The organism is Pseudopedobacter beijingensis (assembly GCF_042678145.1).
Classification (GTDB): Bacteria; Bacteroidota; Bacteroidia; order Sphingobacteriales; family Sphingobacteriaceae; genus Pseudopedobacter; species Pseudopedobacter beijingensis.
This window is the reverse complement of record NZ_JBHUDG010000003.1, coordinates 712,861-738,947: the sequence shown is the minus strand read 5'-3', so window position 1 is coordinate 738,947 and position 26,087 is coordinate 712,861. Positions and strand designations below refer to the sequence as shown.

Here is a 26,087-nt window from a genome sequence, read left to right as displayed (position 1 = left end):
TTATTTTTCCTTTTTGTCTCTTACTGAATATCCTGTTCCGTTAATTGCTGTTTCGATTTCGGCTATGTTAGTTTTTGAGTTGTCAAATTCAACGATTGCGTTTCCATTCTCGTATGAAGCAGTTGATTTGATTATTCCTGAAAGTTTGTTCACTTCGTGGTTTACGTGTTCTTCGCATCCTGCACAAGTCATTCCGCTGATAGTAAACTCAACGGTCTGTAAATTTGATTTGTCAACTACTATTACTTGTTTTTCTGTCTTAGGGTAGAAAATATGTGCATAGTAAGGAAAGGCAAGCATTACAATTGCGAATGCTGTAACAATTCCTAAAAACTTTTTACTCTGAATGAATTTTGGCTTTTCATCAGTTTCACAATCACAGTCTATTTCCTTTTTCGGTTTTAGTTTTTGATACCAAGCAAAACCAAGAACCAAAATTGTCAAACCAATTAAATACGGTCGGAAAGGTTCAAGCCACGAAAAAGAGGCAGCAAGTCCGCTTGTTCCTGCAATTAGTGCCAAAACTGGTGTAATACAGCATAGAGAAGCAGCGAATGCCGTTAAAATTCCTGCTCCGATTAGTTTATTGTCCTTTTTCATATTGTCTCCAAAATTTTGTTTTCGTCAAGTATTATGAAAAACGGTTCAAGCAAGTTTTTGTATTCGTTTGTCAGCGAATAGAAAATGGTCTGTGCTTGCCTTTCTGTTTCAATGAGTTTTCGGTCTTTGAGTTTTCGCAGGTGTTGAGAAACTGCCGAAATGGTCATTCCAAGAACATCACTCAGGTCGCAAACGCAAAGTTGTTTCTCTTCATAAAGCAGGAACAGGATTTTCAGTCTGACGTTGTTACCCGCCAATTCAAGTCCGTTCGATAAGTAGTCAAACGAGCCGTTGAGTTCTGCAACTCGGTCTTTACAACGGTTGATTTGTTTAATGTCCGCTTGTTGTCTTATGCAAGAATTGTTTTCCATAAACACAAAGATAGTCAACTTGTTTATTTAAGCAAATGCTAAAATACAATATTTTAAAAATAACCCGATTTGTTTCTCGGGTCGTTTTATTGCCTGACCGCTAACGGTTTGGGTATTGCCGAAGGCGGGGAGTTTTAGCACCAAACTTCAATAGAAATACCAAAGTTCAAATATAGCAAAAATGTTCAATATAATTCCTTCAGCCCCGCTTTTGGCAATACCTTGTTACCTGCTGCCCTAATTTTTTATTAGGTTTTGTCAAGTTTTGTTTTGTCAAGTTGTCATAAAATGTTAATTTTGCAACCTCAATGAAAAAAACAACGCAAATATCTTCTCAAGTTACTCCGCCTTAATGGTTGGTTAATTGCTGTTTTTTCCCAATTCCTTTTATTGGTTTCTTTCGTGTACCCGAAATGCTGATTTTCGGTGCAAATTACATTTTATAAATTTTTACAATACAAATATCTTATGCAGAAAATTATCAATTTGTTTGATTTCAAACAAAAAGTAGATTACAAAACCGAAATTTTATCAGGTATTACCGTTGCTTTGGCTTTAGTTCCAGAAGCAGTTGCGTTTGCCTTAATTGCAGGACTTTCTCCGCTTGTGGGTCTTTATGCCGCTTTTATGATGGGCTTGGTTACGTCCATTTTAGGCGGTCGTCCCGGAATGATTTCGGGTGCAACTGGTGCAATAGCAGTAGTCATAGTTGTTTTAGCAAAAACGCACGGTGTGGAATACGTTTTTGCCACCGTTATTTTGGCAGGAATTATTCAAATGTTAGCAGGATTTTTAAAGTTAGGAAAACTTATCCGTTTGGTTCCGCATCCTGTTATTTTTGGTTTTGTGAATGGTTTAGCCATCATTATTTTTATGTCGCAGTTAGACCAATTCAAAGATGTTTCGGGCAATTGGCTCACAGGTTCAAATATGTATATTCTCTTGGCTTTGGTGGGTTTAACAATGCTTATTATTTGGGGATTGCCTAAAATTACAAAAGCTGTTCCCGCTTCCCTTACTGCTATTTTAGTGGTTTTTGGGTTGGTTTATTTTTTAAAATTGGATACCAAAACTGTTGGCGATATTGCTTCTATAAAAGGTGGATTTCCGCCGTTTCATATTCCTCAAATTCCTTTTAATTTAGAAACACTTCAAATCATTTTTCCGTATGCGGCTATTGTTGCAGGGGTTGGTTTGATTGAAAGTTTATTGACCTTGAATATTATTGATGAAATTACTGAAACAAGAGGACATAGCAATAGAGAAGCAGTGGCACAAGGAACGGCTAATATTTTATCGGGTTTCTTTTCAGGAATGGGCGGTTGTGCAATGCTTGGACAAAGCTTAATTAATGTATCCAGTGGAGCAAGAGCGAGATTATCTGGAATTATTGCATCTGTGGCTCTTTTAGTATTTATAATGTTTGGTAGTAGTTTAATTGAAAAAGTTCCGATGGCTGCACTTACTGGACTTATGATTATGGTAGCGATAGGTACGTTTGAATGGGCAAGTATCCGTATTATTAATAAAATGCCACGACACGACATTTTTGTAGGTATGTTAGTTGCTTTAGTTACTGTGTTGCTACACAATCTCGCATTGGCAGTTTTAATAGGAGTTATTATTTCAGCATTAGTTTTTGCTTGGGAAAGTGCTAAAAGAATACGTGCCAGAAAATACATTGACGATAAAGGAGTAAAGCATTACGAAATATTTGGTCCACTTTTCTTTGGTTCAACTACAGCTTTTACAGAAAAATTTGATGTAATTGGTGACCCCGAAGAAATAATTATTGATTTTAAGGAAAGTAAAGTGGTAGATATGTCAGCAATAGAAGCGTTGAACGTTTTGACACATCGTTATGCTAAGCAAAATAAAAAAGTACATTTGAAGCATCTAAGCGAAGACTGTCGACAATTATTGAAAAATGCAGAAAGTGTTATCGAAGTAAATATCATTGAAGACCCAACTTATAAAGTGATGTTAGATAAATAATTTTTTTTAGCGACTTTTCGAGGTCGCTTTCTTGTTGCGTAGTGTTTGGAAAGGGTTGCAGGTAACTTATTTATATGTCCCACATACTTGCCCATACATAGCCAAATCAGGCTATATATGTCTCATAAACTGGGACATATTTTTAAATATATAAATTTTATAAATCATCAAAAGGACTTTTTACATTCTGTAAGCTTTTTGTGCTTACATGAGTATAAATTTCTGTTGTTTTACTGCTATTATGACCTAGTATTTCCTGTATATATCTCAAATCAGTCCCATTTTCCAATAAATGTGTAGCGTAACTATGCCTCAACCAATGCAAGGTAACGGGTTTTTGAATCTTACATTTTTCTAATGCTTGTTTCAATACGTTTTGTAAACTTTTTGCTGAATAAGGAGATCCGGGTTTGATACCTTCAAAAAGCCATACTTTAGGGCGATATTGTTTATAATAATCACGAAGCAAACTCAATATTTTAGGACTTAATGGTACTATCCTGTCTTTTTTACCTTTAGCCAGTCTAATAATGATAACCATTCTATGCGAATCAACATCTCTAGGCTTCATATTAATTAACTCGCTACGGCGAAGCCCGCAACTGTAAATGAGGCTCAGTAAGGTTTTGTGTTTGATGTTTTGATGCGCCTCCAGGATTTTTTTTATTTCAGTTTTGCTAAGTACATTCGGCAACAGCCTTTCTTGTTTTGGGCGATATATCTTTTCAACAACGATGGTGTTGTTCTTTAGGATTCCGAAGTACAATTTTATAGCATTGATAATCTGATTTTGGAAAGAGACAGAGAGCTTTTTCTTTAAAATATAATCATGCTGATAAACTATCACATCGTTGTTATTTATATGTGAGATTTCCTTATTATTATAATATTTTAAAAAAGAAGTAAGAGCCTCTGTATAAGTTTTAATAGTGTTTTCGCTGTACCTCTTTGTGATAAGGTAATGTCTAAAGTCCGTTAGAACTTCTTTTTTATCTGGATTAAGGCCATTGTCTTTTTGGGGTAAGTTAAAACGAATTCTATTAGCTGTATGATCTGGTAAATGCCAAACTTGTAAAGTTTGGCTCCATTTAGCCCCGGGAAGGCATTTTATTCTGGCAATCAATTTGGCATTCTTTTCAAAATATACAGCAATCCTTTTACTCCCTCCATGTTCTATTATTTTTGCGCTCCAGTTTCTCATGGTTTTCCTTTCTCCTCTCTTTTTACCAATAAAACCTCCTCCTTTTCCAATAAAAGGTAGCCGTAGTCGTAACAAAAGAAATAAGTATTTCCTTTTTGTGTGGTATAGAGGTGCGTATGATAACTGAAATCAAAGCCTTTTTGTAAAAGGAGTTCTCTTTTTACTTTTGTTTTTCCGCCGGGATTACAGCTTTTTAGAATACTATAGTTCTTTCGCAATATTTTGTTAATATGTTTTAAAGGACTATTGTCATCTGCTTTTAGGCGGTTGTTATAATTGGTTCTGCACTGGTCATCACAAAACTTTTTGTCGGCTCTTCCCACGATAGGCTGCTGACAGTCGAGGCAAAGTCTTTCCATACCGTTTGGTTTAGATTTAAAATTAAAAATATTTCAATGATATTCAAAGGAATAGCCAAAGAGGTTTAATCAGGTATAGCCGTGTATAAACGGATAATGTCCGACTCGGCTACCAGAACCTTCTCATTTTTGTATCGTCGGTGCTGGTGAGCAGTACTGGTCGTTAAATAATCAAAACTTAAAATTTTAAAACATGGAAAATGTAATTAACAAAGTGGTACTTTCTGGGTTTGCGGGAGCAGATGTAGAAGTTAAGGCGTTTGGTAAAGGAAAAAAGATGGCCCGGGTAAATCTGGCTATTAACGAGTTTTTTAGAAGTGCCAACGGAGAGGAAACCAAAAAAACACAATGGTTTACCCTGGTATTCTGGAATGCCAAAGCAACAATGGCAGAAGAACAAATTAAAAAAGGATCGAGATTAACCATAGAGGGGCGCTTAAATAATAGTGTATACGAGTCAAAGGACGGAGTAAAGCGCTATGCTACAGATATTGTGGTAGATGCATTAACCTTGCTGGACAAATCAAAGGACCAATAGTTTGTATTGGCAAGCTGCACAGTAGTTTGAGGGGGCGTTAAAAAGCTCACAGGGTAGAAGTCTCCTTGTCTAAAATGTTAAATAACGTTAATGGTCTTGGTGGTGGGCCTAACAAGCTATATATTTGTGTCAGGTTTATAATTGGTTAGTTAAAAGCTTTCATTCTCCCCGTTTGAAAGCTTTTTTTATTTTAAAACGGTTTTAAGTAAACTTTATCGGTAAATAATCTTTCAAAACAAGTTCAGGGATAAAAAAATGAATGGGTACCGGGTAATATCAATGAAAATGAGCGACTCCTTACAAGTAAACTTTTAATATTTACCTTTGCCTGATGGAACTCATTAATGAGACTTTGAAAGAATATCTGGATCGCTATTGCGAACCGGAACCGGAGTTGCTAAAACATATAGACAGAGAAACAAATCTTAAGGTTTTACTGCCCAGAATGTTGTCTGGCCATTACCAGGGTAGGGTTATTAGTATGATTACCAAATTGGTTAATCCCCGCCGAATATTGGAAATAGGAACTTTTACCGGTTATGCCACGCTTTGTTTTGCAGAGGGGCTGGCACCGGACGGAAAGATTATTACCCTGGATATTAATGAAGAACTGGAGGATAGGGTACGTAGTTATTTCAATCAGTCGGACTATGCAGAAAAAATAGATTACCGCATAGGCAATGCCAGTCAGATTATTCCGTTATTAGACGAGGTTTTTGATATTGTTTTTATAGATGCCGACAAGAAAAATAACTACAATTACTACCTGCAGGTATTTGATAAGGTAAGGCCGGGCGGAATTATTATTGTTGATAATGTTTTATGGAGCGGTAAGGTATTGGAAAACAAATCGGACAAGGATACCTCAAATATTATGGGTTTTAATGATGCCGTTGCTCAGGATAATAGAGTAGAAAAATTGATTCTGCCTGTAAGAGACGGGCTGTTTGTTATCAGAAAAAAATAGAAAGAAAATGACATTTCGTTTATCTAGAAATATTTTGTTATGTGTGCTGTTGGTTGCCTTTTTTAGTGCATGTTCATCCAAAAAGAAAGTGACAAAGCCTAGTTCAGGGACAAGCGGTTCTGTTTTCCATCAGAACAATAAGGCTATAGAAAAAGAGGTAAACAGACAAACAAAAGGGAATTTTGTTACTTATACCCCACAAACATATATAGAGCGTTTTAAGGGAATTGCCGTTACAGAAATGAACAAATATGGTATCCCGGCAAGTATTACCCTTGCACAGGGTATTCTGGAGTCTGGCAATGGAAATAGTGATTTAGCCAGATATGCCAATAACCATTTTGGTATAAAATGTACCAGCGACTGGAGGGGTAAAGGTTATTATAAGGACGATGATGCGAAAGACGATTGTTTTAGAGTTTACAGCAATCCGGACGAAAGTTACAGAGACCACTCAGAGTTTTTAAAGAGAAAGCGTTACGCTTTTTTATTTGAGCTGGATAAAGACGATTATAAAGGTTGGGCGCAAGGGCTTAAACAGGCGGGCTATGCTACCAACCCCAGATACCCCGATCTGCTGATTTCGATTATAGAAAGGTATAAGCTGAATGAATACGACAGAAAAGAAGGACGGGTTGAGAAGATTAAAAGGGAGGATAAGGTATTGGCAGATATTAACAAGAATATCTCTAAAGAAGCGGTAAAAGATAAACCTGTAGAAGCTCCTCCGGCAATAGAGGGCGATTATTATATTGTGGTAAAAGGAGATACGCCATACAGCTTGTCTAAACGTTTTGGTTTAACGGTTGACGAGCTTTTACAAATGAACAATATAACTGATGGAACGATTAAGTTAGGTCAGCGGTTGCTGATTAAGAAATCGGGCAATACGGATAATTATTATAATGGAGGCAAAGTACCTGTTTATAATCCGATGATTTATACGGTTGCACCGGGAGATACACTTTATAGCATCGCCAAGCGTTTTAATGTAAGCGTAGATGATTTGATAAAACTGAACTACCTGACGGATAATAATATTAAAGTAGGACAGGAGCTGATCATAAAAAAATAATACGATTATTGGATGAAGCAAAAGTGTGTGACTTTTTTTGTAGGTGTATTTTTTATTGCACTAAACGCTTTTGCACAGGAACAGGAGCTAAGCGGAGTGGTTTTTGATAACGATACCCATAATCGGATCAATAGGGTTAATATCAAAAATGAGAGAACGCAGGTAAAGCTTTTTAATAATACCAAAGGAGAGTTTAGCATTACCGTAAAACCGGGAGATAAGATTGTTGCCATTGCAGAGGGGTATTATGTAGATACGCTTACTTATACCAATCAGGCAGCTTTGGTTTTTTACCTCAAGCGTGTTGCTATTCCGTTGAAAGAAGTATTGGTTAAGGATTCTGTGGAGAATGCTAAAAAAAGATACGAAGAGTTAAGAAAACAGTTTAGCAGTCTTAACAGGTTAACCAACAGAGATCTGCTTTCTATAGGACAAACGGGTGTAGGTATAAGTATAGACGCCATTTGGAATTCTTTAAGCAGAGAGGGGCGTAATGCGAAGAAATTACAAGGTATTATGGAAAGAGATTATATGAATAATTTCATCGATGAAAAATTTAACAAAGCCCTTGTTTCAAAAATAACAGGTTTAAGTGGCGATAAGCTTACTGTTTTTATGCTTAATTATCGCCCAGCTTACTATTTTGTTTATGGAGCAAGTGATTATGATCTGGTTTCTTACATCAAAATGGCTTACTTAAGGTTTCAAAAGCACCCTTATCTGGAAGATCTTTCTGAATTAAAACCTATAAACCCAGAATGAGGTTTCCGGTAATTGTTTGCCCCTGGTTAAAAGTTAACGGAATGGCTGTTTTTCCGTTTATTCTTGTCAGTAGCAAGCAGCAAAAGGAAGATGCATCGCTGATTTTGCATGAAAAAATACATCTTTATCAGCAACTGGAATTATTGATTTTTCCTTTTTATCTTCTTTACCTGTTAAACTATTTAGTTAATTATACACGTTATAAAAAAAGGTATAATGCCTATATGAACATTGTTTTTGAAAAAGAAGCTTATGCTAATGACAATAACCCTGATTACCTTTCAAAAAGGAAAATTTGGGCTTTTTTGTCGTATCTGTAGAGCGGTCTGTAAAATATTGTTCATCTTTGTAGGGTTAAAAATTTCTTGTAAACACATCGCCGGTTCAATTAATGCAGCATGCGTAGAATTTTAGTACTATTACTTGTTTTTTGTTCAGTCATGAGCTCAGAGGTTGTAGCACAAGGCTCTTACACCGAGGCCGACACCATAAGGACAAATATTATCTATCCTAAAAAAAATGCCTTTCAAACCAGGCCTTCTTATCTGTCTGTAGAGGCTAAGAAGTTGCCTTTTTATCTGGTAAAAAGGAGAGTAAATTATTGGAAAACCACTGCGGCTTTTGGGGTAAACCTTAATCAGGCTACTTTTAGCGATAACTGGTCTAGCGGTGGGGTTAATTCTGTGGCTTTAAGTTCACAGGTAAACTATAAGTCAGAATATAAAAAAGACGCTAAAAACCTTTCTACAGAGCTTATTTTGCAATATGGAAAACTAAAGAATAAAGACCAGATGGAGCGTAAAACCAACGACCGGATTTTCTGGGATAATAAAGCTTCACTACAATTGTCAAAAGATTGGTATTTCTTTGCTTCGTTAAGTTTTGAATCACAGTTTGATGCGGGCTACACTTACGGGAAAGACTCGGAGGGTAACGAAACCAAGAAAATGATCTCTAAGTTTATGGCTCCCGGTTATATTACAGAATCATTGGGTTTTGAGTACAAGCCTGTTAAATATTTTAGTACACGTTTAGGTACAGGTACCGCCCGACAGACTTTTATGATAGATACCGCGCTATATAAAAATAACAGTAAAAATTATGGGGTGCCTATCGGTAAAAAAATGAAGAACGAACTGGCTTTTCAGGTTGTTTCCAATATAGATAAAGATATTGCTACAAATATGAACTTAAAAGCCAGGTACATGATGTTTGTAGCTTACGATAAATTAAGTCAGATAGATCATAGGCTGGATCTTACATTAACGGCTAAAGTTAATCGCTTGGTAAATGTTACGGTAAACGGTACCGCACTGTACGATAATAATTCAGGAAACGGAAAAATACAGGCCATGCAGTCTCTGGCCTTAGGGCTTGTTTATAAACTACCCAAGTAACTTTTAGTTTTCATAGAAAATAAAAAATGCCCCACTTTCCGGGGCATTGTTCTGCATAACACTAACTAACTAACTTTATTCCTTTTGCAGAAGAGAAACAAAGACTTTTTATATTGTAATAAATTGTTTTACAGTATTTTGTGAACTTTAAAATACATAAAACAGTCCGTCTTTCGGGGCTTTTTAACAAACTTTAACACGTTTATGACGGTGTGTTATGGATAAGACGACCGTATTAAACAAGTTGTTACAAAAAAGTCTAAAAAATTAGGCAAAAAACATTTAAGGTGCTTGCTTGGCCGCAAAGAAACATAAATATTACCAGATAAAACAACCCATTTTAAAATAAAAAGCACTTTTAGAAGGAAATAGGTCGCTGTAATTTGATAAAAAATAAAGCTATTCCCTTTCATTCAAAATGATAACTTTGTAGTTTGAACAAAAATTCAGATTAGCAAATGTTTGACAATCTCCAGGAAAAGCTCGAGGGAGCATTTAAAGTATTAAAAGGACAAGGAAGCATTACCGAAATTAACGTGGCGGAAACCATGAAAGAGATTAGAAAAGCTCTTTTAGATGCCGATGTTAACTATAAAACCGCCAAAGCCTTTACAGACGAGGTAAAGCAAAAAGCTTTAGGGCAAAATGTTTTAACCGCCATCTCTCCTGGCCAGTTGTTGACCAAGATTATGAATGATGAACTTACCCTGTTAATGGGTGGTTCTGTGGATGAGCTTGAGTTAAAACAAAACCCTACGATAATATTAATTGCCGGATTGAACGGAGCAGGTAAAACTACTTTTACCGGAAAACTGGCAAATTACCTTAAGACTCAGAAAAACAAAAAACCTTTATTGGTTGCAGGAGACGTTTACCGTCCGGCAGCTATTGACCAGCTGGAAGTTCTTGCCGGTCAGGTTGGGGCAGAGGTATATACAAACAGAGAGTCTAAAGACCCTGTGGCTATAGCTTTAGAAGGTATTGTGCATGCTAAGCAAAACGGAAATAACGTTGTTATTGTCGATACAGCTGGTCGTTTAACCTTAGATGAAGCGTTGATGGATGAAATTGCTGAAGTTAAAAAAGCGACAAATCCACACGAAATACTTTTTGTAGTAGATGCAATGACGGGACAGGATGCCGTAAATACAGCTAAAGCATTTAATGACAGGCTGGACTTTACCGGTGTTGTTCTGACCAAGCTTGATGGTGATACCAGAGGTGGTGCTGCCTTGTCTATCAAGTCTGTAGTAAACAAACCGATTAAGTTTGTAGGTACAGGCGAAAAAATGGATGCCTTAGACGTATTCCACCCGGACAGGATGGCTTCCCGTATATTGGGAATGGGTGACGTTGTTTCCTTGGTGGAAAGAGCCCAGCAACAATTTGACGAGAAGAAAGCTGCCGAACTACAGAAAAAAATAAGGAAGAATAAATTTGATTTTAACGACTTCCTTGGTCAAATTCAGCAGATTAAAAAAATGGGTAACATTAAAGATCTGATGGGGATGATTCCGGGTGTTGGTAAAATGATGAAAAATATTGAAGTAGAGGACGATGCTTTCAAAGGAATCGAAGCTATTATCCATTCTATGACTCCTTTCGAAAGAGAAAATCCAGATACCATTAACCCAAGCAGAAGACAAAGAATAGCTAAAGGCTCGGGAACAGATATTGCGGAAGTTAACAAACTGATTAAACAGTTTGAGGATATGAGAAAAGTAATGAAGCAATTCTCTGATCCATCAGCAATGGCTAAAATGCAACGCATGATGAAAAACATGCCAGGAGGAATGGGACGCTAATTGCGGGGAGATATTTAAAGAAAAAGGGCTGTATCAAAAGTAATTTGTCATTCCGATCGAAGTCGGGGAATCTCTTTCAGAAGTACTTAGGAAAGAGATTCTCTCTCCTAAGCTCGTTGAAATGACATTTTTTATTTATGATACAGCCCTTTAATAAAAAAGCTATTCAGACTTTAACGTCTTTGCGGCTCATCGTTAAAACTTCACATTCAGGCTAAACATAAAATTGGTTCCCGCCTGTGGAAAATAAAAGTTCTCGGTAACCAGATCACCATTAAACAAGTAACCGTAGGTGTAGCCATTGCTTTCATATTTTTCGTTAAAAATATTGTTTACTTGTAAGCCTAAGCCAATATTACGTAAACCCAATGCTTTAAGTTGGTATCCCAATCTAATGTTATTTACAAAGAATGCGTCTAGTTTTCTGGCATCGTTACTGGTGTTGTCTAAAAACTGTTTACTTACATATTTAGAGCTAAGGCTGATATTCAGTCCAGTCATGGGGCGATAGGTAAATTCGTTCCCCGCAATAAGGCTCGGAGAAAAAGCAATATCCGTATTCTTGTGCATGTTCTCTTGTTGGCCTATCCAGTCAAAATTAGCATCATATTCATCAAAAAACTCATGAAACTCTTTAATTCTGTGTTGGCTTAAGCTGGCATTCAATGCCCACGAAAACTTAGCATTAATATCCCATTTACCATCCAGCTCAACCCCTATTCTGTAGCTCTTATCCACGTTTTCTCTAATGTATCCACCTACATCATTAATTCTTCCATTTACAATCAACTGGTCTTTATAGAACATTCCATATAAGTTAGCTCCGGCAGAGATGTTGTTTTTTAAATGTCTGTAGCCAATTTCCAGATTGTTCAGGCGTTCTGGTTTTGGTCTGCTGTCTGGCGTAGATTCAGTATAGTCGTCCCTGTTAGGTTCTTTATGTGCTACTGCAAAAGAAGCGTATAAATTGTTATAACCGTTAAGCTGGTAGGTAGCACCCAGTTTAGGGTTAAAAAAGTTTAATACGGCATTTTGCTCTACATTGTTTTTATTGCGATCGTATCCAAAGAAAGTATAGTCAATTCTACGGTATTGTAAATCAGCAAATAAGTTTAGTGGATTTAGGTTGATACTGGCCTTACCAAAAACGTTAAAGTCTTTTTTGGTGGCATCGTTGTCATAATAACGGTAATCGTTTTCCGTTTGGGAAGCATATCTTGCCCAGGTTACCTCTCCAAAATGCTTTCCTTTATACTCATTATAAGCCCCACCTAAAATAAAGTCGGCAATTTTAGATGGTCGGTAATTTAAAGAATAGGTTAAGCCATAAAAATAGTTGTCTAGCCAGCGTCTTCTCACTAAGTCAGTGTTAGCAACAGTGTCAGTGCCAATAAATAGGGAATCCATGCCGTAGCTGGTAAAGTCTTGTCCGTATTTATACTCTTCGTAATAGCCTTTTCCACGGGTATAGTGTAAGGCTCCATTAAAGCTAAGTTCAGGATTAATCTCTTTAGAGTATAAAAGCTGGTAATGATCCTGATTATAGTTGTCTGTCTGGTTTTTATAGGTAAAGGCATTGTAAGTTCTGGGATTAGCGTTGAATAAATTCAAAGAATCTTCAACTGTATTATAAAGTGTACCCAGATTACGGTTATAATGACTCAGCAGGTCTGCCTGCGAACCTTTCAGTTTAGCTTCAGGAATACCATTCCATGATTGATAGGTTTTTTCCTGACCGGAGAAAGTAATGGCCCTTAATATGCTTTTTTTGCCATAATAAGCTCCGGAAACATAATACGATTTAAGGTCAGAAGATCCTCTGTCTATATATCCATCACTTACTACTCTTGATAGTCGGCCATCAAAAGCCCATTTGCCATTAATGAGTCCGGTTCCAACCTTAAGAGTGTTTTTTAACGTTCCGTAAGATCCGGCAGCGTTATTTAACTCAACATAAGCAGAATCAGATAAGGCAGATGTTTGAATATTGATGCTGGCACCAAAAGCACCTGCGCCATTGGTAGAAGTACCTACGCCACGTTGCAATTGCATATTATTTACAGAAGATGCAATATCAGGCATGTTTACCCAGAAAGAGCCATGACTTTCGGCATCATTGTACGGAATACCATTAATGGTTACGTTTATTCTGGTAGCATCAGACCCTCTGACACGCATAGAAGTATAGCCCACACCGGCTCCTGCATCAGAAGCTACCACCACCGAAGGGGTCTGGTTTAATAAATAAGGCATGTCTTGTCCGAAGTTATTGCGCTCAATATCTTCCTTGCTAATGTTTTTAAACGTTGTAGCAGAATTAGCAGTAGCTCTGATGGCACTAACAACCACCTCATCGGCAAGTTGCATAGACTTTTGCAAACGTATGCTTAGCTGTGTGCTTTTGGTTACTGTCACTGCATTTTCAGCTGTTTTGTAACCTATATAGGTTATTTTTAACTGATAGTTTCCCGCTTTCAGATTTTTAAAAGTGAATTCACCTTTATTATCTGTTTGGGTAGAAATTCCTATTCCCAGCAGGGTTATGGATGCTCCGGCCATAGGTTCTTGGAGTTGATCATCTGTTACTTTTCCAGATAAAACAACATTCTGAGCCATTAATGCATACGGCATCAGGAAAGCGATTAACATCGCAAACATTACTTTTTTCACTTTAACTGTGTTTAAATAATAAAACCAATTGGTGATTAAGGGGTTAAATCACCTGTTTTAATATTACCATCCCTCCGCCGGCATTACCCGGATCAGGTGCTCATGATGAGTTTAATTTAACAACCAAACTTATCATAAAGGGTATAATCTCAGCCTTTATTTGTGTTAAAAACAAGGCACCCCATTAGATGCCACAAATATAGGCCTTATTGCCGATAAATAAAATCTTTATTAGTGGTAATAAGCGTTTCAGGAACATTGTAAACGCAGAGTATAAAAGTTAAGAGGTGCTAAAATACAATTGTTATTTTGTGCTTTTGATTTTTTACTTTTGGTGTATAACCCTATAAAGGGCTGTTTGAAAGTTTGTATGGTGAAATTTTTCACAGGCTATTTTGAGCGGGGATGAAAAAATTATTAGACCAAACCTAAACAGGTTTTAGGGGTATAAATATAAATTTGTCTATCTTATACTTAGTAATAAAAACTTATGGTAAAATATCCTCGTATTATAGTCTTTACATTTACAGCTTTTATACTGGCTTGTAGTCCAAAAGTAAAGGTTAATAACAGTGTGGCTACCCTGGTGCCAGCTGCAGAGCAAAAATTGATTCCTGTAGACAGTAATGTGATTATTGGACAATTACCCAATGGTTTAACCTACTATATCAGAAAAAATGAAGAACCTAAGAAACGGGCCGAGCTTTATCTGGTAAATAAGGTAGGCTCTATTGTTGAAGACGATGACCAGCAGGGCTTGGCGCATTTTACGGAGCACATGGCTTTTAATGGAACTAAAGAGTTTCCTAAGAACGAGCTGATAGACTATCTGCAAAAAGCAGGGGTGAGGTTTGGAGCTGACTTAAATGCTTACACTGGTTTTGACCAAACGGTTTATCAACTGCCTTTACCTACGGATAGTACCGAACTTTTTAAAAAAGGGTTTGATATACTGGCTAATTGGGCTGGCTATGTTTCTTTTGATGATCATGAGATAGATCAGGAAAGAGGGGTTATTGTTGAAGAGGACAGGCAGCGTGGAAAAAATGCGCAAGAGCGTATGTTAAAACAACTGTTACCAGTATTGTTAGCCAATTCGAGGTATGCCGAACGTTTACCTATCGGAAAAATTGATATTATACAAAACTTCAAATACGAAACTATCAAAAGATTCTATAGAGATTGGTACAGACCCAATTTACAGGCTGTAGTGGCTGTTGGTGATTTTGATGTGAAGGAGGTGGAGCAACTGATAAAGGATAATTTTTCGGAATTTAAGAATCCGGAGTCTGAAAGAAAAAGAGAAGAATATACTTTAGGAGGGAATAAAGAACCGCTGGTGAAAATTGTAACAGATGCAGAATATCCTTATAACGTGGCCTCTATATCTTACAAGCATCCGGAAAGAATAGAAAAAACAGAAGAAGACCTGATGGTTAAGGTAGAGGAAAGCCTGATTAACGAAATGTTGAATAATAGGCTGAATGAAATTTTGCAAAAAGGAAATGCTCCATTTGTTTTTGCACAAAGCAGTTATGGTCCTTATCAGGGAGGGCTGGCAAATAGCGAAGCATTTACCAGTTTTGTGGTAGCAAAAGACGGTAAGGGCTTAAAGCAGGCGGTAGAAGCTGTACTGGATGAAAATGCCCGGATGAAGAAATTTGGTTTTACAGAAACGGAGCTTTCCAGGGCAAAAACCAACCTGATGACCACCATAGAAAAGCGTTATAAAGAAAGAGAAAAAACGGCATCGTCTGTTTATGTGCAAGATTATGTAGAACATTTTCTAAAAGGACAGGCTATACCGAGTATAGACTTTATATATGCGTTTTACCAAAAAAACTTAGAGCAGATAAAATTGGGAAATGTGAATGCCCTTGCTGGCGGAATGATTACCGAAGAGAATATGTTGGCAGTTATACAGGCGCCAGATAAGGAAAAAGCAAATTTACCATCCGATGCCGAATACCTGAACTGGATAAAGTCTGCAGGGAAAAATGTAACTGCGTATGTTGATGAGGTTATAGACCAACCCTTGCTGACAGCTACTCCTATTGCCGGAAAGATTGTTAAAGAGCAAAAAGTAGCAGAGCTGGATGTTACTGAATTTGAATTGTCTAACGGAATTAAGGTGGTATTAAAACCAACAGACTTTAAAAATGATCAAATCTTATTTACTGCATCCAGAAAAGGAGGTGTTTCTTTAGCGACAGATCAGGTTTTTAGGGCTGCGGAAATGGCTGATGAACTGGTAGACGAGTCGGGGATAGCCAGTTTTGATGCAGTACAGTTAGGTAAGCTGTTAACAGGGAAAACTTTGCAGGTAACGCCTTTTATCGGCACCTATTCAGAAGGGGTAAAAGGCTCAACGTCGCCAAAAGATCTGGAAACCGCTATGCAGATGATTTATCTGTACTTTACCCAGCCCCGTAAAGATGCTAATGTTTTCCAAACCAAAATAGATGAGAACAAAACTGTTCTGGTAAATAGAGAGACTAATCCTTCTTCCGTTTATCAGGATACTATTTCTGCCGTACTTAATAACTATCATAAAAGAGCAAGAGTAATTACCATCCCTGAACTGGAAAAAATTAATCTGGACGATGCCTTTAGCTTTTATAAGAGTCGGTTTTCCAATGCAAATGGATTCATATTTACATTTGTAGGTAATTTCAATGTAGAGGAAATGAAACCTTTATTAGAGACCTATTTAGGAAGCTTGCCGTCAAATCAGCAGGTCGCATCCAATTATAAAGACCTGGGTTTTTATCCTGTCAAAGGAAAGGTAACCAAAAAGGTTTATAAAGGGTTAGAAGATAAAGCATCAGTGCTTTTAATTTATCACGGAGATTATGGTTATTCTAAAGAAGAAAATATGCAGTTAACGGCTTTAAAATCTGTGCTTGATTTTAAGATATTGGAAAGGCTGAGAGAGAAAGAAAGTGGCGTGTATAGCCCTAGAGTAAATGTTTCTTATAGCAATATACCTAAAGCAACCTATAGCGTTTCTATATCTTTCAGCTGTTCAACAGCCAATGTAGATAAGTTAATAGCTGCTGCAGAAGATGAAGTTGCCATTCTGAAAAAGAATGGAGCTACAGCAGATGATATTACCAAGTTTAAAGCAACCCAAAACAGGCAATACGAGTTAATGTTAAGAGAAAATGGTTATTGGTTGCAATACCTGCAAAAATCAGTAGAAGACAAGAAGAATTTGCTGGATGTTCTATCTTTTCCCGACAGGTTAAAAGAAGTAAATGCAGGCACAGTAAAACAATCAGCAAATAAGTATCTGGATAGCAATAATTTTAAACAGTTTATTCTGTTGCCGGAGAAAAAGTAAAGATTTGATGAATGAAAAAGAAGAGGCTTGGCTCGTTAACAGAGCCAGGCCTCTTCTATTAGATGATATTTGTAGCGTTGATACAAGTTGAGTCAGATCTGTATGGATGGCATTGGGGACTGTCTTGCAGGTAACATAAAAACAAAGCCGCTTTTGTTTTACAAAAGCGGCTTTGTTTTAGAAATCTATATTAAGATTAATCCCGTCTGCCTAATAGCATAGAAGCATAATAAACCAAAGTAGCTAGAGAAGATAAAGCAGCAACAACATAAGTCATAGCAGCCCACCATAAAGCACTTTTAGCCTGTTCATGCTCAATACCTGTTTGCATTACTCCTTTGTTAGCCTGTAACCATGCTAAAGCTCTGTTACTGGCATCAAATTCTACAGGTAATGTAACAAAACTGAAAATAGTGGTTATTGCCAAAGCCCCTACACCTACAGCAAGTACATAAGGATTATTACCAAAAGCTAACATCAAAACACCAATCATTAATACCCACTGAACCAGATTAGATGCAATGCTAACAATAGGAACCATTGAGGATCTAAACTGCAGCCAGCTATAAGCTGTTGCGTGTTGTACTGCGTGTCCGCACTCGTGAGCTGCAACAGCAGCAGCGGCAATACTTCTACCGTGATAAACATCAGGAGAAAGGTTTACCGTTTTGTTTTGAGGGTTATAGTGGTCTGTTAGCTGACCGTCAACAGAAATAATTTCAACATCATAAATACCGTTATCATGCAGCATTTTTTGTGCTATTTCTGCACCGCTTAAACCGGAGCCCAAAGGTTCTTCAGAGAACTGTTTAAATTTACTCTTGAATCTCCATTGAACAATGAAACTGATAACCGCAATTCCAATAAAAAGAATTAGTCCTAAATTCATAATCTTCTAATTAATCAAATTTTTAATAGTCAAAAATCGTTCCTCTAAAAAAATATAGAGTCTTATAAAATTCTTAAAATCATTCTCTAAAGCCACTAAGGGCGATTTTTGCAATCCCAATAATAATAATTTTATTTAATGTTACTGTTAAGTAGCTGACAAAAGGTGGTTTTTTTACAGTTTAAAAACAGAAAAAATGTCAGTGATACAAGGGTTTTCTCATCATAAAATCTTCTAAAACGAATTGATGATAGGGTGTATCTACAGGTTTAAAAATTTGGAATCCCATTTTTTTATAAAAAGAAACTGCCGGATTATGACGATTTACCATAAGCTCCAGTTGTTGTGCTCCTTTTTCTAAGGCAATTTGTGCAACCTTTTCAATAAACAAGCGTCCGGCACCCTTTCCCTGAAAATCCGGATCTACATAGAGCTTATGTATTTTAACAATTGAGGGATCTTCTGTTGGCGAATAGCTGGTAAAGCCGAAAGGAACTCCATTTTCTTTGATGAGCAAAAAGGTGTGGCCCTGAGCAATCTGGCTTTTTAATGCTTCTGGATTGTAAAACTCGGCAAGCATGGTTTCTATCTGTAACAGAGGAACAAAGGAGCTGTAAGTGGGCCACCAGATTTTGTGAGCGAGCCCAGCTATTGTTTTTAAGTCATATTCTGTGATTGGATTTATCTCTATCATAGATTTTCGGCTATCCATATCAGGTCATTATCAAAATAAAGTTTGTACAGTCCATCTTTTGTAGTTTGGTATAGGTTTTCTGAAATTAACGAAAGGCCCTCTACAGATAGATGACTCGCTAAAGATGCTATTCTTACTTTTTCGCCTGCAGGCTTCCATTTACTAAAGCCGGGCTTTGCTGTAAAACAACGTTCCTGCTCATTTAACTGTACAATATCTATGGCATTAATGTATTTGGAGAAAAGAACGAAATCAAACTCATTGATAATAATGTTTACAGCGTGATATTGCTCACGCTGTAAAAAATCAAGAGCGGCTTCTAGTTCGATTTTTCTTTCACAAAACACCAATCGTGTATGTTCCTGAATCTCTTCAGTAAAAGTATTTTGAGTGATTATAACATCAATCTTGATACCTAAAGAGGCTACTTTTTCCACTTCTTTTTGGAGCACCATCACAGTGGGGGACCATTCCAGTAACTGACCCAGATATTCAGGATCAAACCTGTTTATATCTGCAATAAGCAAAGCCGGTTCCTGTTTTTCTCTAATGATATGATGAGATGACATTTTTTGTCAACAATTAAATCCAAAATAAAAAATAACCCAAAGATTAGGGTGTAGAACTATTCCTCCTGAGGCTTTTCTATACGTCTGGTGCCTTCATATAATTCATATTCTAACAATCTGCAATCTAATTTTCCGTTGTAAAACTCTATTCTGCGAGCGGGTTTTAATCCTATTTTCTTCGCAAGATCAGGGTTTCCGGTGAAAATATATCCTGAGTATCCTTTGCATGCCTGTTTCATAAAGTCGCCCATTCTCTTGTAAGTGGCTTCCAGTTTGGAATGTACTCCCAAACGTTCGCCGTATTCGGGGTTAAACATGATGGTTCCGTTTCCTTCAGGGATAGTGGTATCAGCAAAATCGCCAACCTCAAAATCTATCAGTCCGTCTACTCCTGCGGTTTTTGCATTTCTGCGGCTAATTTCAACGGCTTCTTCAGAAATATCAGAAGCAATAATCTTTACATCTGCATTTTTAATAATCTGGTCTTTAAGCAATCTTCTTTCGGTAAAAAAAACTTGCTCATCATATCCCATAATATGCATAAAACCATAGTTCATACGAAAAAGCCCTGGTGCGCGGTTGGTGGCAATTAAAGCCGCTTCAATAGCTATCGTTCCAGATCCGCACATGGGATTTACAAAAGGTGATTTTCTGTCCCATTTAGATGCATATACTGTTCCGGATGCCAAAGCCTCAAGCATAGGAGCTTTACCGGGGATTTTCCGGTAACCGTGTTTTGCTAGAGTTTCGCCAGATGTATCTAAGAATAATTCTGCCCGGTCGTCTTTCCAGAAAAGGTGTATAACTGTTTTAGAATAATCCGGTCCCGAATTAGGTCTGATCTTGTGTGCAGTCTTAATTCTGTCGGCAATTGCATCCTTTATTTTCAGATTTGCGTAAAGCGGAGTGGTAATTGTTGGGTTATCCACATTAGAAGTTACGGAAAAATAACCTGCAAAGTCTATAAGTTTTTCCCATTCAATAGCCTGTGCTTTTTCATATAGCTCATCTCCGTTTTCTGCCCTGAAAGAGGCTATGCTGTAAAGTACCTGACTAGCGCATCGTATATTGAGATTCAGCTTAATACATTCATTTATGCTGGCTTTAAGTTCTACTCCCGTAGAAAAAACTCGGGCAGGTTTAAAGCCTAGATTTTTTACCTCATTTTCCAAATAAGGAGACAATCTTTTATTACAGGTTATGATAACCTTTGATGGAGTGTTGAAAACTTGCGTCATAAGAATATGCAAATTAACGATAAAAATATAGAGATTTGGGCTTTGATTTTTAAATACCCTTTAGGAAATGGATGTAAAAGGAAAAGTTCACGAAGTTTCGGATACCATGAGCGTAACCGAATCATTTAGAAAAAGAGAACTCATAGTTGAGATAGCAGAAAACCCTCAATATCCAGAATATGTAAAGTTTGAAGCTATTCAAGATCGTTGTTCATTAATGGACCCTCTAAAAGTTGGAGATGATGTAGAGGTTTTCTTCAATTTAAAAGGCCGACCTTGGTCAGACCCTAAAACAGGTAGAAAAAACTACTTTAATACATTACAGGTTTGGAAAGTAAATGTGTTAACTGGTGGTGATGCAGGAATGTCTGCAGCTGCTCCTCAATATGCGCCTCCGGTAGATATCAGCGCGGCGCCAGGAGAAGATGACGACCTACCGTTCTAAATTAGCCTATTTTCTGATTACAATGCGATAGAAAGCGGCACCGATCCCAAAGGTGACCGCTTTTTCTGTGTTAAATTATGTTAAACCCATTAACAAAGGCTCCTTTCTTAAGTATATTTGATTGGGTATGAAGCGGAAAAGCATAAGTTTTATAATAGGATTAATGAGTTTTGCGATGCTAGGGGTAATAGCTATGCAATACTACTTTATAAAGGAATCTTATGTGCTTAAATCGCAGTTGTTTGACCAATCTGTAAACGATGCCCTCAAAAATGTTTCTATCAAATTAGAAAAAGGCGAAGCAGCTGAATTTTTGGCTAAAAGGGTAGAAAAGCGACAAAAAGAGGTAGAAGAGAAAAGACTTGCAGAAAAACTACGACTAGCCAGAGACGAGCGTAAGAACAATATCAAAAAATTTAATGAAGACCCTTCCATTGCTTTCATCAGAAAACTAAAGGCAGACCAGGCTAAATCAGATAGCTTGTTCAGACTTAGAGATAGTCTGCTGAGAAACAGGTACCCTAATATCTTGGTTTATAATGGGCCTATAAAAACAGATATTGAAGAAGGGAATTTTGGAGGTGTAAAGTTTGATTTTGAAGAGGTTACGGATGAGTTTGGTTACAGACAGGTGGTTAAAGAAACTTATTCTTCAAATTTAAAACAAGCTAATCAGTTACAAAAGAAGGCCTCTGTATTGGGTAAGGTGGTAATAGATTCTATCAAACAATACGTTGTAGTAGATCCGGCTTTAGGACCCATTGTAAAAACAATAGGAAAACCCAATTACCTTTCGGCCGTATCACCCAAACAGTTAGCCGAGGTAAATAAAGGCGAGTTATTGCAAAAACAGAACGCCAGACAGGTTAAGCTTTATTTGGATTCTTTAGAAAGCCTGAAAAATAAGCGTGATATTTTTGATGATATCGCTTCTGAGTACCAGAACGTAAATATACCTTTAGATAAGCGTATTAATAAAAAAGTAATAGATTCGCTATTGCTGCTCGAACTGGCCAATAACGGTATATTTATGAAATTTAATTATACTGTAGAGTCCAACTCTAATCAACTCATTTTTGCTAATAACATGAGTGAGGAGGAAGTGATAGCAGATAACAATGTTTATAAGATAGTCCTTTTTCCTAGAGATATGGTAAGGGATGGCGGGATTCTAACGGTAAGTTTTCCAGATAAAAAAAACCTGATTATTAGTAATATGACTACCGTGCTGGCATCTTCAGGAGCATTGTTGTTGATTTTGCTGGGATGTTTCGCTTATACTATTTTCTCTATTATCAGGCAGAAAAAAATGTCGGAGATGAAGACAGACTTCATCAACAATATGACCCATGAGTTTAAAACCCCTGTAGCAACTATAATGATAGCTAGTGAGGCTTTGAAAGACCCGGAAGTTAATGAAGACCAGAAGCGCGTAAACAGATTAGCAGGGATAATTTATGATGAAAACGTACGATTAGGAGATCATATAGAAAGGGTGTTGAATATTGCTAAATTAGAGCGAGATGATTTTACGATTGATAACTCACCGGTAAATATTCACGACCTGATTAGCGCGGTAACAGACAGTATGAGTTTGCAATTGCAAAAAAACAATGCGAAGGTAGCTATGCATTTAGACGCCGCTTCTCCTGTAATTATGGGAGATGAATTGCATTTGTCTAACGTAATTTATAATTTGATTGATAATGCAAATAAATACGGAGGGGTTACTCCCGAAATTACCATTAGTACCATTAGTAAAGGGAAAGAGTTGATTGTTACGGTTGCTGATAAAGGAATGGGGATGACCCGCGAACAGCAAAGCAGAATATTTGATCAGTTTTACAGAGTGCCAAAAGGAAACGTACATGATGTTAAGGGATTTGGTTTGGGCCTAAACTATGTGAGTATGATGGTTAAGAAAATGGGCGGATCTGTTAGTGTAAAAAGCGAAAAAGATATAGGTTCTGAGTTTGAGTTGAGATTTGTATCATATAAATATGAATAAAAAAAGGGTATTATTGGTAGAAGATGACCCCAACCTGGGAGCCATTTTAGAAGACTATCTTTCATTGAAAGGTAAGTTTGAGGTAACACTTTGTACAGATGGTGATGAAGGGTTAAAGGCGTTTACATCTAAAGATTTTGATATTTGTATACTGGATGTGATGATGCCTAAAAAAGATGGACTTTCGTTAGGTAAAGATATCCGCAAAATTAATAGTACCATACCCATTATATTTGCAACAGCAAAAGGGATGCTGGAAGATAAAGCAGAGGCTTTTGGTTTGGGTGGCGATGATTACATTACCAAACCCTTTAGGATTGAAGAATTGTTATTAAGAATTAATGCACTCCTTAAAAGGGTAACCAATCAGGAAAGTTCGCAAGAAGAAAAAGCCAAAACATTCAATATAGGTGAGTATGTTTTTGATTACCAAAGTCAGGTAATCAGCAGGGGAGAAGAGCAACAGAAACTGAGTACAAAAGAGGCGGAGTTGTTAAGGCTTTTATGTCTGAAAATGAATGATGTGCTTACTCGTGAAGAAGCTCTTTTACAAATTTGGCATGATGATAATTATTTTAACGGCCGTAGTATGGATGTTTTTTTGAGTAAGCTTAGAAAGTACCTGAGAGAGGATCCTAAAGTGGAAATTATTAACGTTCACGGTAAAGGATATAAGTTACTGGTAAGCAGTTAGGCTTATCCACAGTTTATAGTTCATCGTTTACAAATGTTTATTTATCGAATTCTTAGTTCATTATTAATCGTTTAAAGTTCATCCTTTTTTATTCATAGCCTCGTTCGTTCATTCAGAAACTGATTTCTTATTCCTTTTGAAAAAAGCTACAATTTCAGGAATAGACTGCTTAGGAAACTCGTGTCCGCTATTACTTTTCTGAACGATCAGCTCGGTATCCTGTTTTCCATAAAAAAACTCCATATCAGCATTCTTTACTCCTGATTTGCCGTCTATTCCGAGATTTTTCATCACAATAGCTATTGACTTTTCCTGGTTTTCAAAAGGAACGGTATTGTCTTCCTTTCCCATGTACATCCAAACAGAAATAGGGTTTAGTCCGGTAATCATTAAGCCTCCTTGTGCCGAAGCAGAGCATATTGCTGCTAACAGGTTTCCGCGTTCTTTCCAGAGCACATTGGCAAATCGGGCACCATTAGAGTGTCCCACCGCATAAATTCGGTTGTTGTCAATAGCATAATTTGTATGAATATCCTCAAAAACAATATCGAAGAAATCAATATCTCTGTTTTCTAAAGTGTTTGGTAAAATCTGCCATCCATTTAGTTTCCCTTGCGGGTCTAGTTTAGACTTTCTGCCGGGTATGCCTTCCATAAAAATAATCAACGCTTCTTTATAATGATTTTGAATATCTATTTTCCGACTCACAAAGTCTGCATTGCCACCATGTCCATGGAATATAAATACCACAGGGAGATTTTGTGATTGAGAAGAAACAGAAGGAGCATAAATAATAGCCTTACGCAATTGCCCGTTCACATTATAAACCTTCGTGGTTTGCCCTATAGCGGTAATGCAGGGGAGCAGAAAAGTAACTAAAAGTAATCTTAACATGGTGTTTTTCTCCTTGGATTGATTTGAAAGGGAAAAGTTTAATAATCGTTTCCCTTCATTGTTCATCATTCATAGTTTATTATTTATTCCTCATAGTTCCACTCTTTCATCATTCAACACAACTACTTTATCCTAAAAGGGTGTTTTACCGATAAAAACCATTGCTTTACCGAGAAATAGCGGCTATATCACTAAATGTTCTGTGCTTTTTACCCATAGCGATATACTTTTGTAATATACAATTAGGAATATGGAAAAGATGCAAAAACAATATTCAAACAGATCGGGGAAAGTTGCTTTTGGCCTGGTTATATCGGCTGCGGGTGTGGTGTTGTTAATGGAGCAAATAGGATATTTTGTTGCTGATTGGGTGTTAAGCTGGCCCATGGGACTGATTATGCTCGGGTTAATTACAGGAGTTAAACATGGGTTTAAACATGGTGCCTGGTTTTTATTAACCTTAATAGGTGGGGTGTTTCTGGTAAATAAAATAGATCCCGCTTTATCTATAGGGCAATATGTATTGCCTGTAGCTCTTATTTTAATGGGTGTCTGGGTTATTTTTAGTAAACGCCCTAAGTGCAACCCCAGAAAAGAAAGATGGAAAAAGAAATTCAGAGAATTTAAAGAAGGGCAGGATGAGTTTTATTATCAAAAAAAAAATTCTGGAGAGGATGTTATAGAGTCCGTTAGTGTATTTGGAAGTATAAGGAAACATGTTATTTCAAAAACATTTAAAGGAGGGGAAGTTGTGTGTATTATGGGAGGCGCAGAAATAAATCTTGGACAGGCAGATATACAGGGACGTGTGGAACTGGAGGTGGTCCAGGTTTTTGGCGGAACAAAACTATATGTTCCTGAACATTGGGAGATAATAACGGAAATGTCGGCAATTTTTGGGGGAGTGGAAGACAAACGGATTTATAGAAATAGAGCTGATATGGATACCGATAAAATGCTGGTAATAAAAGGGATTTCCATTTTTGGTGGAATAGAAATTATTTCCATTAGTTAAACACCGGATTGAGTAACTGTTGCCGGTTTTGGTAGGATATATTCCTGTAAGGGTAACGGATAAAACAACTTTTGAAAGTTACTGCATTAACGTTATTTAGCCTCTTAAAATTAAAATAGCTTCTTAATATTTTTAATAGATATAATGATGAACTGGTTTACTGCAAAAATTATTTATCAGATAGTAGATGAAGAATCTATTAGCTGCCAATACGATGAACAGGTACGCTTGCTTAGAGCAATAAATAGAGAACAAGCCTTTGAAATGGCACACCAGGTGGCTTTGATGAATCAGGATAAATTAACCACTGAATCCGGAAAAACCATAAATTGGGAGTTTGTGGCTGTAACAGAACTGAAAGTTATTGGTCAAATAGAAAACGGGCTCGAGATACAGTCTGTCATTAATGAAACGGATAGTCAGGAAAATTATCTGGAACTGGTAAAACAAAAGGCAGATTTTCTAAAGAACAGATTGTTCTTAGCTGACGTAAAGACTGTTTAGTTTGTCCATCTGTGCCAGATCTGTTCGCTTGATGAAGAAAGAAACTTGTAATTA

General features: G+C 37.0%; 24 protein-coding genes. 14 read left to right on the top strand and 10 right to left on the bottom strand.

Annotation, left to right across the window (positions count from 1 at the left end; translation table 11 throughout):
* Positions 1 to 600 (bottom strand): mercuric transport protein MerTP, encoded by a 600-nt coding sequence (merTP, locus tag ACFSAH_RS04945; protein WP_008992944.1) that lies wholly within the window; start codon positions 598 to 600, stop codon positions 1 to 3.
* Positions 597 to 971, bottom strand: coding sequence for an ArsR/SmtB family transcription factor (locus ACFSAH_RS04940; protein WP_008992945.1), 375 nt, complete (start codon positions 969 to 971; stop codon positions 597 to 599). Before ACFSAH_RS04940 ends, merTP begins: the two co-directional genes overlap by 4 nt.
* A gap of 468 nt (positions 972 to 1,439) precedes the next feature.
* Here ACFSAH_RS04940 and ACFSAH_RS04935 point away from each other — a divergent pair, with 468 nt between their 5' ends.
* The gene (locus ACFSAH_RS04935) at positions 1,440 to 2,966 is read left to right on the top strand and encodes a SulP family inorganic anion transporter (protein ID WP_115000917.1); all 1,527 of its coding nucleotides are present in this window, start codon (positions 1,440 to 1,442) and stop codon (positions 2,964 to 2,966) included.
* A gap of 157 nt (positions 2,967 to 3,123) precedes the next feature.
* Here ACFSAH_RS04935 and xerA read toward each other — a convergent pair whose 3' ends face one another.
* Positions 3,124 to 4,167 carry a site-specific tyrosine recombinase/integron integrase gene (gene xerA / locus ACFSAH_RS04930; RefSeq protein WP_379661591.1) on the bottom strand — a complete coding sequence of 348 codons (1,044 nt, stop codon included), beginning with the start codon at positions 4,165 to 4,167 and terminating at the stop codon, positions 3,124 to 3,126.
* Entirely contained in the window at positions 4,164 to 4,526 is a 363-nt protein-coding gene (locus ACFSAH_RS04925; protein WP_379661590.1) for a hypothetical protein, read from the bottom strand. The genes xerA and ACFSAH_RS04925 overlap by 4 nt, the downstream gene beginning before the upstream one ends.
* Positions 4,527 to 4,719: 193 nt before the next feature.
* Between ACFSAH_RS04925 and ACFSAH_RS04920 the strand changes: the two genes are divergently transcribed.
* The 7 genes from ACFSAH_RS04920 (at position 4,720) to ffh (ending at position 11,070) form a co-directional block, all read left to right on the top strand.
* Entirely contained in the window at positions 4,720 to 5,064 is a 345-nt protein-coding gene (locus ACFSAH_RS04920) for a single-stranded DNA-binding protein (protein ID WP_379661589.1), read from the top strand.
* Between the two features lie 331 nt (positions 5,065 to 5,395).
* Positions 5,396 to 6,031, top strand: a complete 636-nt coding sequence (locus ACFSAH_RS04915; RefSeq protein WP_379661588.1) for an O-methyltransferase — start codon at positions 5,396 to 5,398, stop codon at positions 6,029 to 6,031.
* Between the two features lie 7 nt (positions 6,032 to 6,038).
* A complete protein-coding gene (locus ACFSAH_RS04910; RefSeq protein ID WP_379661587.1) occupies positions 6,039 to 7,106 on the top strand; it encodes a glucosaminidase domain-containing protein in 1,068 nt (355 codons plus the stop codon).
* A 12-nt stretch (positions 7,107 to 7,118) separates the two neighbouring features.
* Complete coding sequence (locus tag ACFSAH_RS04905; protein ID WP_379661586.1) at positions 7,119 to 7,868, top strand: hypothetical protein; 750 nt, start codon at positions 7,119 to 7,121, stop codon at positions 7,866 to 7,868.
* Positions 7,865 to 8,188: a hypothetical protein gene (locus ACFSAH_RS04900; protein WP_379661585.1), complete on the top strand. Its 324-nt coding sequence runs from the start codon at positions 7,865 to 7,867 to the stop codon at positions 8,186 to 8,188. Before ACFSAH_RS04905 ends, ACFSAH_RS04900 begins: the two co-directional genes overlap by 4 nt.
* Before the next feature lie 120 nt (positions 8,189 to 8,308).
* Positions 8,309 to 9,265 carry a DUF3078 domain-containing protein gene (locus ACFSAH_RS04895; protein WP_379661584.1) on the top strand — a complete coding sequence of 319 codons (957 nt, stop codon included), beginning with the start codon at positions 8,309 to 8,311 and terminating at the stop codon, positions 9,263 to 9,265.
* A gap of 458 nt (positions 9,266 to 9,723) precedes the next feature.
* The gene (ffh, locus tag ACFSAH_RS04890; protein ID WP_379661583.1) at positions 9,724 to 11,070 is read left to right on the top strand and encodes a signal recognition particle protein; all 1,347 of its coding nucleotides are present in this window, start codon (positions 9,724 to 9,726) and stop codon (positions 11,068 to 11,070) included.
* 195 nt (positions 11,071 to 11,265) lie between these two features.
* On the opposite strand, the gene ACFSAH_RS04885 is transcribed toward ffh, so the two are convergent.
* Positions 11,266 to 13,740 carry a TonB-dependent receptor gene (locus ACFSAH_RS04885; protein ID WP_379661582.1) on the bottom strand — a complete coding sequence of 825 codons (2,475 nt, stop codon included), beginning with the start codon at positions 13,738 to 13,740 and terminating at the stop codon, positions 11,266 to 11,268.
* Positions 13,741 to 14,230: 490 nt separating this feature from the next.
* On the opposite strand from ACFSAH_RS04885, the gene ACFSAH_RS04880 reads away from it, so the two are divergent.
* Complete coding sequence (locus ACFSAH_RS04880; protein ID WP_379661581.1) at positions 14,231 to 17,083, top strand: M16 family metallopeptidase; 2,853 nt, start codon at positions 14,231 to 14,233, stop codon at positions 17,081 to 17,083.
* 196 nt (positions 17,084 to 17,279) lie between these two features.
* Here the strand turns inward: ACFSAH_RS04880 and ACFSAH_RS04875 are convergent, their stop codons facing one another.
* The 4 genes from ACFSAH_RS04875 to ACFSAH_RS04860 all read right to left on the bottom strand — a co-directional run bounded on the left by ACFSAH_RS04875 (position 17,280) and on the right by ACFSAH_RS04860 (position 20,473).
* Positions 17,280 to 17,972 (bottom strand): zinc metallopeptidase, encoded by a 693-nt coding sequence (locus ACFSAH_RS04875; RefSeq protein WP_379661580.1) that lies wholly within the window; start codon positions 17,970 to 17,972, stop codon positions 17,280 to 17,282.
* A 199-nt stretch (positions 17,973 to 18,171) separates the two neighbouring features.
* Positions 18,172 to 18,666, bottom strand: a complete 495-nt coding sequence (locus tag ACFSAH_RS04870; RefSeq protein WP_379661579.1) for a GNAT family N-acetyltransferase — start codon at positions 18,664 to 18,666, stop codon at positions 18,172 to 18,174.
* The gene (locus ACFSAH_RS04865) at positions 18,663 to 19,235 is read right to left on the bottom strand and encodes a thiamine diphosphokinase (RefSeq protein ID WP_379661578.1); all 573 of its coding nucleotides are present in this window, start codon (positions 19,233 to 19,235) and stop codon (positions 18,663 to 18,665) included. The genes ACFSAH_RS04870 and ACFSAH_RS04865 overlap by 4 nt, the downstream gene beginning before the upstream one ends.
* A gap of 56 nt (positions 19,236 to 19,291) precedes the next feature.
* Positions 19,292 to 20,473: a THUMP domain-containing class I SAM-dependent RNA methyltransferase gene (locus tag ACFSAH_RS04860; RefSeq protein ID WP_379661577.1), complete on the bottom strand. Its 1,182-nt coding sequence runs from the start codon at positions 20,471 to 20,473 to the stop codon at positions 19,292 to 19,294.
* Positions 20,474 to 20,540: 67 nt separating this feature from the next.
* Between ACFSAH_RS04860 and ACFSAH_RS04855 the strand changes: the two genes are divergently transcribed.
* The 3 genes from ACFSAH_RS04855 to ACFSAH_RS04845 all read left to right on the top strand — a co-directional run bounded on the left by ACFSAH_RS04855 (position 20,541) and on the right by ACFSAH_RS04845 (position 23,620).
* A complete protein-coding gene (locus ACFSAH_RS04855) occupies positions 20,541 to 20,918 on the top strand; it encodes a DUF3127 domain-containing protein (protein WP_379661576.1) in 378 nt (125 codons plus the stop codon).
* A gap of 127 nt (positions 20,919 to 21,045) precedes the next feature.
* Complete coding sequence (locus ACFSAH_RS04850) at positions 21,046 to 22,926, top strand: sensor histidine kinase (protein WP_379661575.1); 1,881 nt, start codon at positions 21,046 to 21,048, stop codon at positions 22,924 to 22,926.
* Positions 22,919 to 23,620 (top strand): response regulator transcription factor, encoded by a 702-nt coding sequence (locus tag ACFSAH_RS04845; RefSeq protein WP_379661574.1) that lies wholly within the window; start codon positions 22,919 to 22,921, stop codon positions 23,618 to 23,620. Before ACFSAH_RS04850 ends, ACFSAH_RS04845 begins: the two co-directional genes overlap by 8 nt.
* 108 nt (positions 23,621 to 23,728) lie before the next feature.
* On the opposite strand, the gene ACFSAH_RS04840 is transcribed toward ACFSAH_RS04845, so the two are convergent.
* Positions 23,729 to 24,583 (bottom strand): CE1 family esterase, encoded by an 855-nt coding sequence (locus ACFSAH_RS04840; protein ID WP_379661573.1) that lies wholly within the window; start codon positions 24,581 to 24,583, stop codon positions 23,729 to 23,731.
* Between the two features lie 181 nt (positions 24,584 to 24,764).
* On the opposite strand from ACFSAH_RS04840, the gene ACFSAH_RS04835 reads away from it, so the two are divergent.
* Together ACFSAH_RS04835 and ACFSAH_RS04830 are read left to right on the top strand one after the other, a co-directional pair.
* Entirely contained in the window at positions 24,765 to 25,529 is a 765-nt protein-coding gene (locus tag ACFSAH_RS04835; RefSeq protein ID WP_379661572.1) for a LiaF transmembrane domain-containing protein, read from the top strand.
* Positions 25,530 to 25,673: 144 nt separating this feature from the next.
* Positions 25,674 to 26,033 carry a DUF4288 domain-containing protein gene (locus ACFSAH_RS04830; protein ID WP_379661571.1) on the top strand — a complete coding sequence of 120 codons (360 nt, stop codon included), beginning with the start codon at positions 25,674 to 25,676 and terminating at the stop codon, positions 26,031 to 26,033.
* Positions 26,034 to 26,087: the final 54 nt, after the last annotated feature.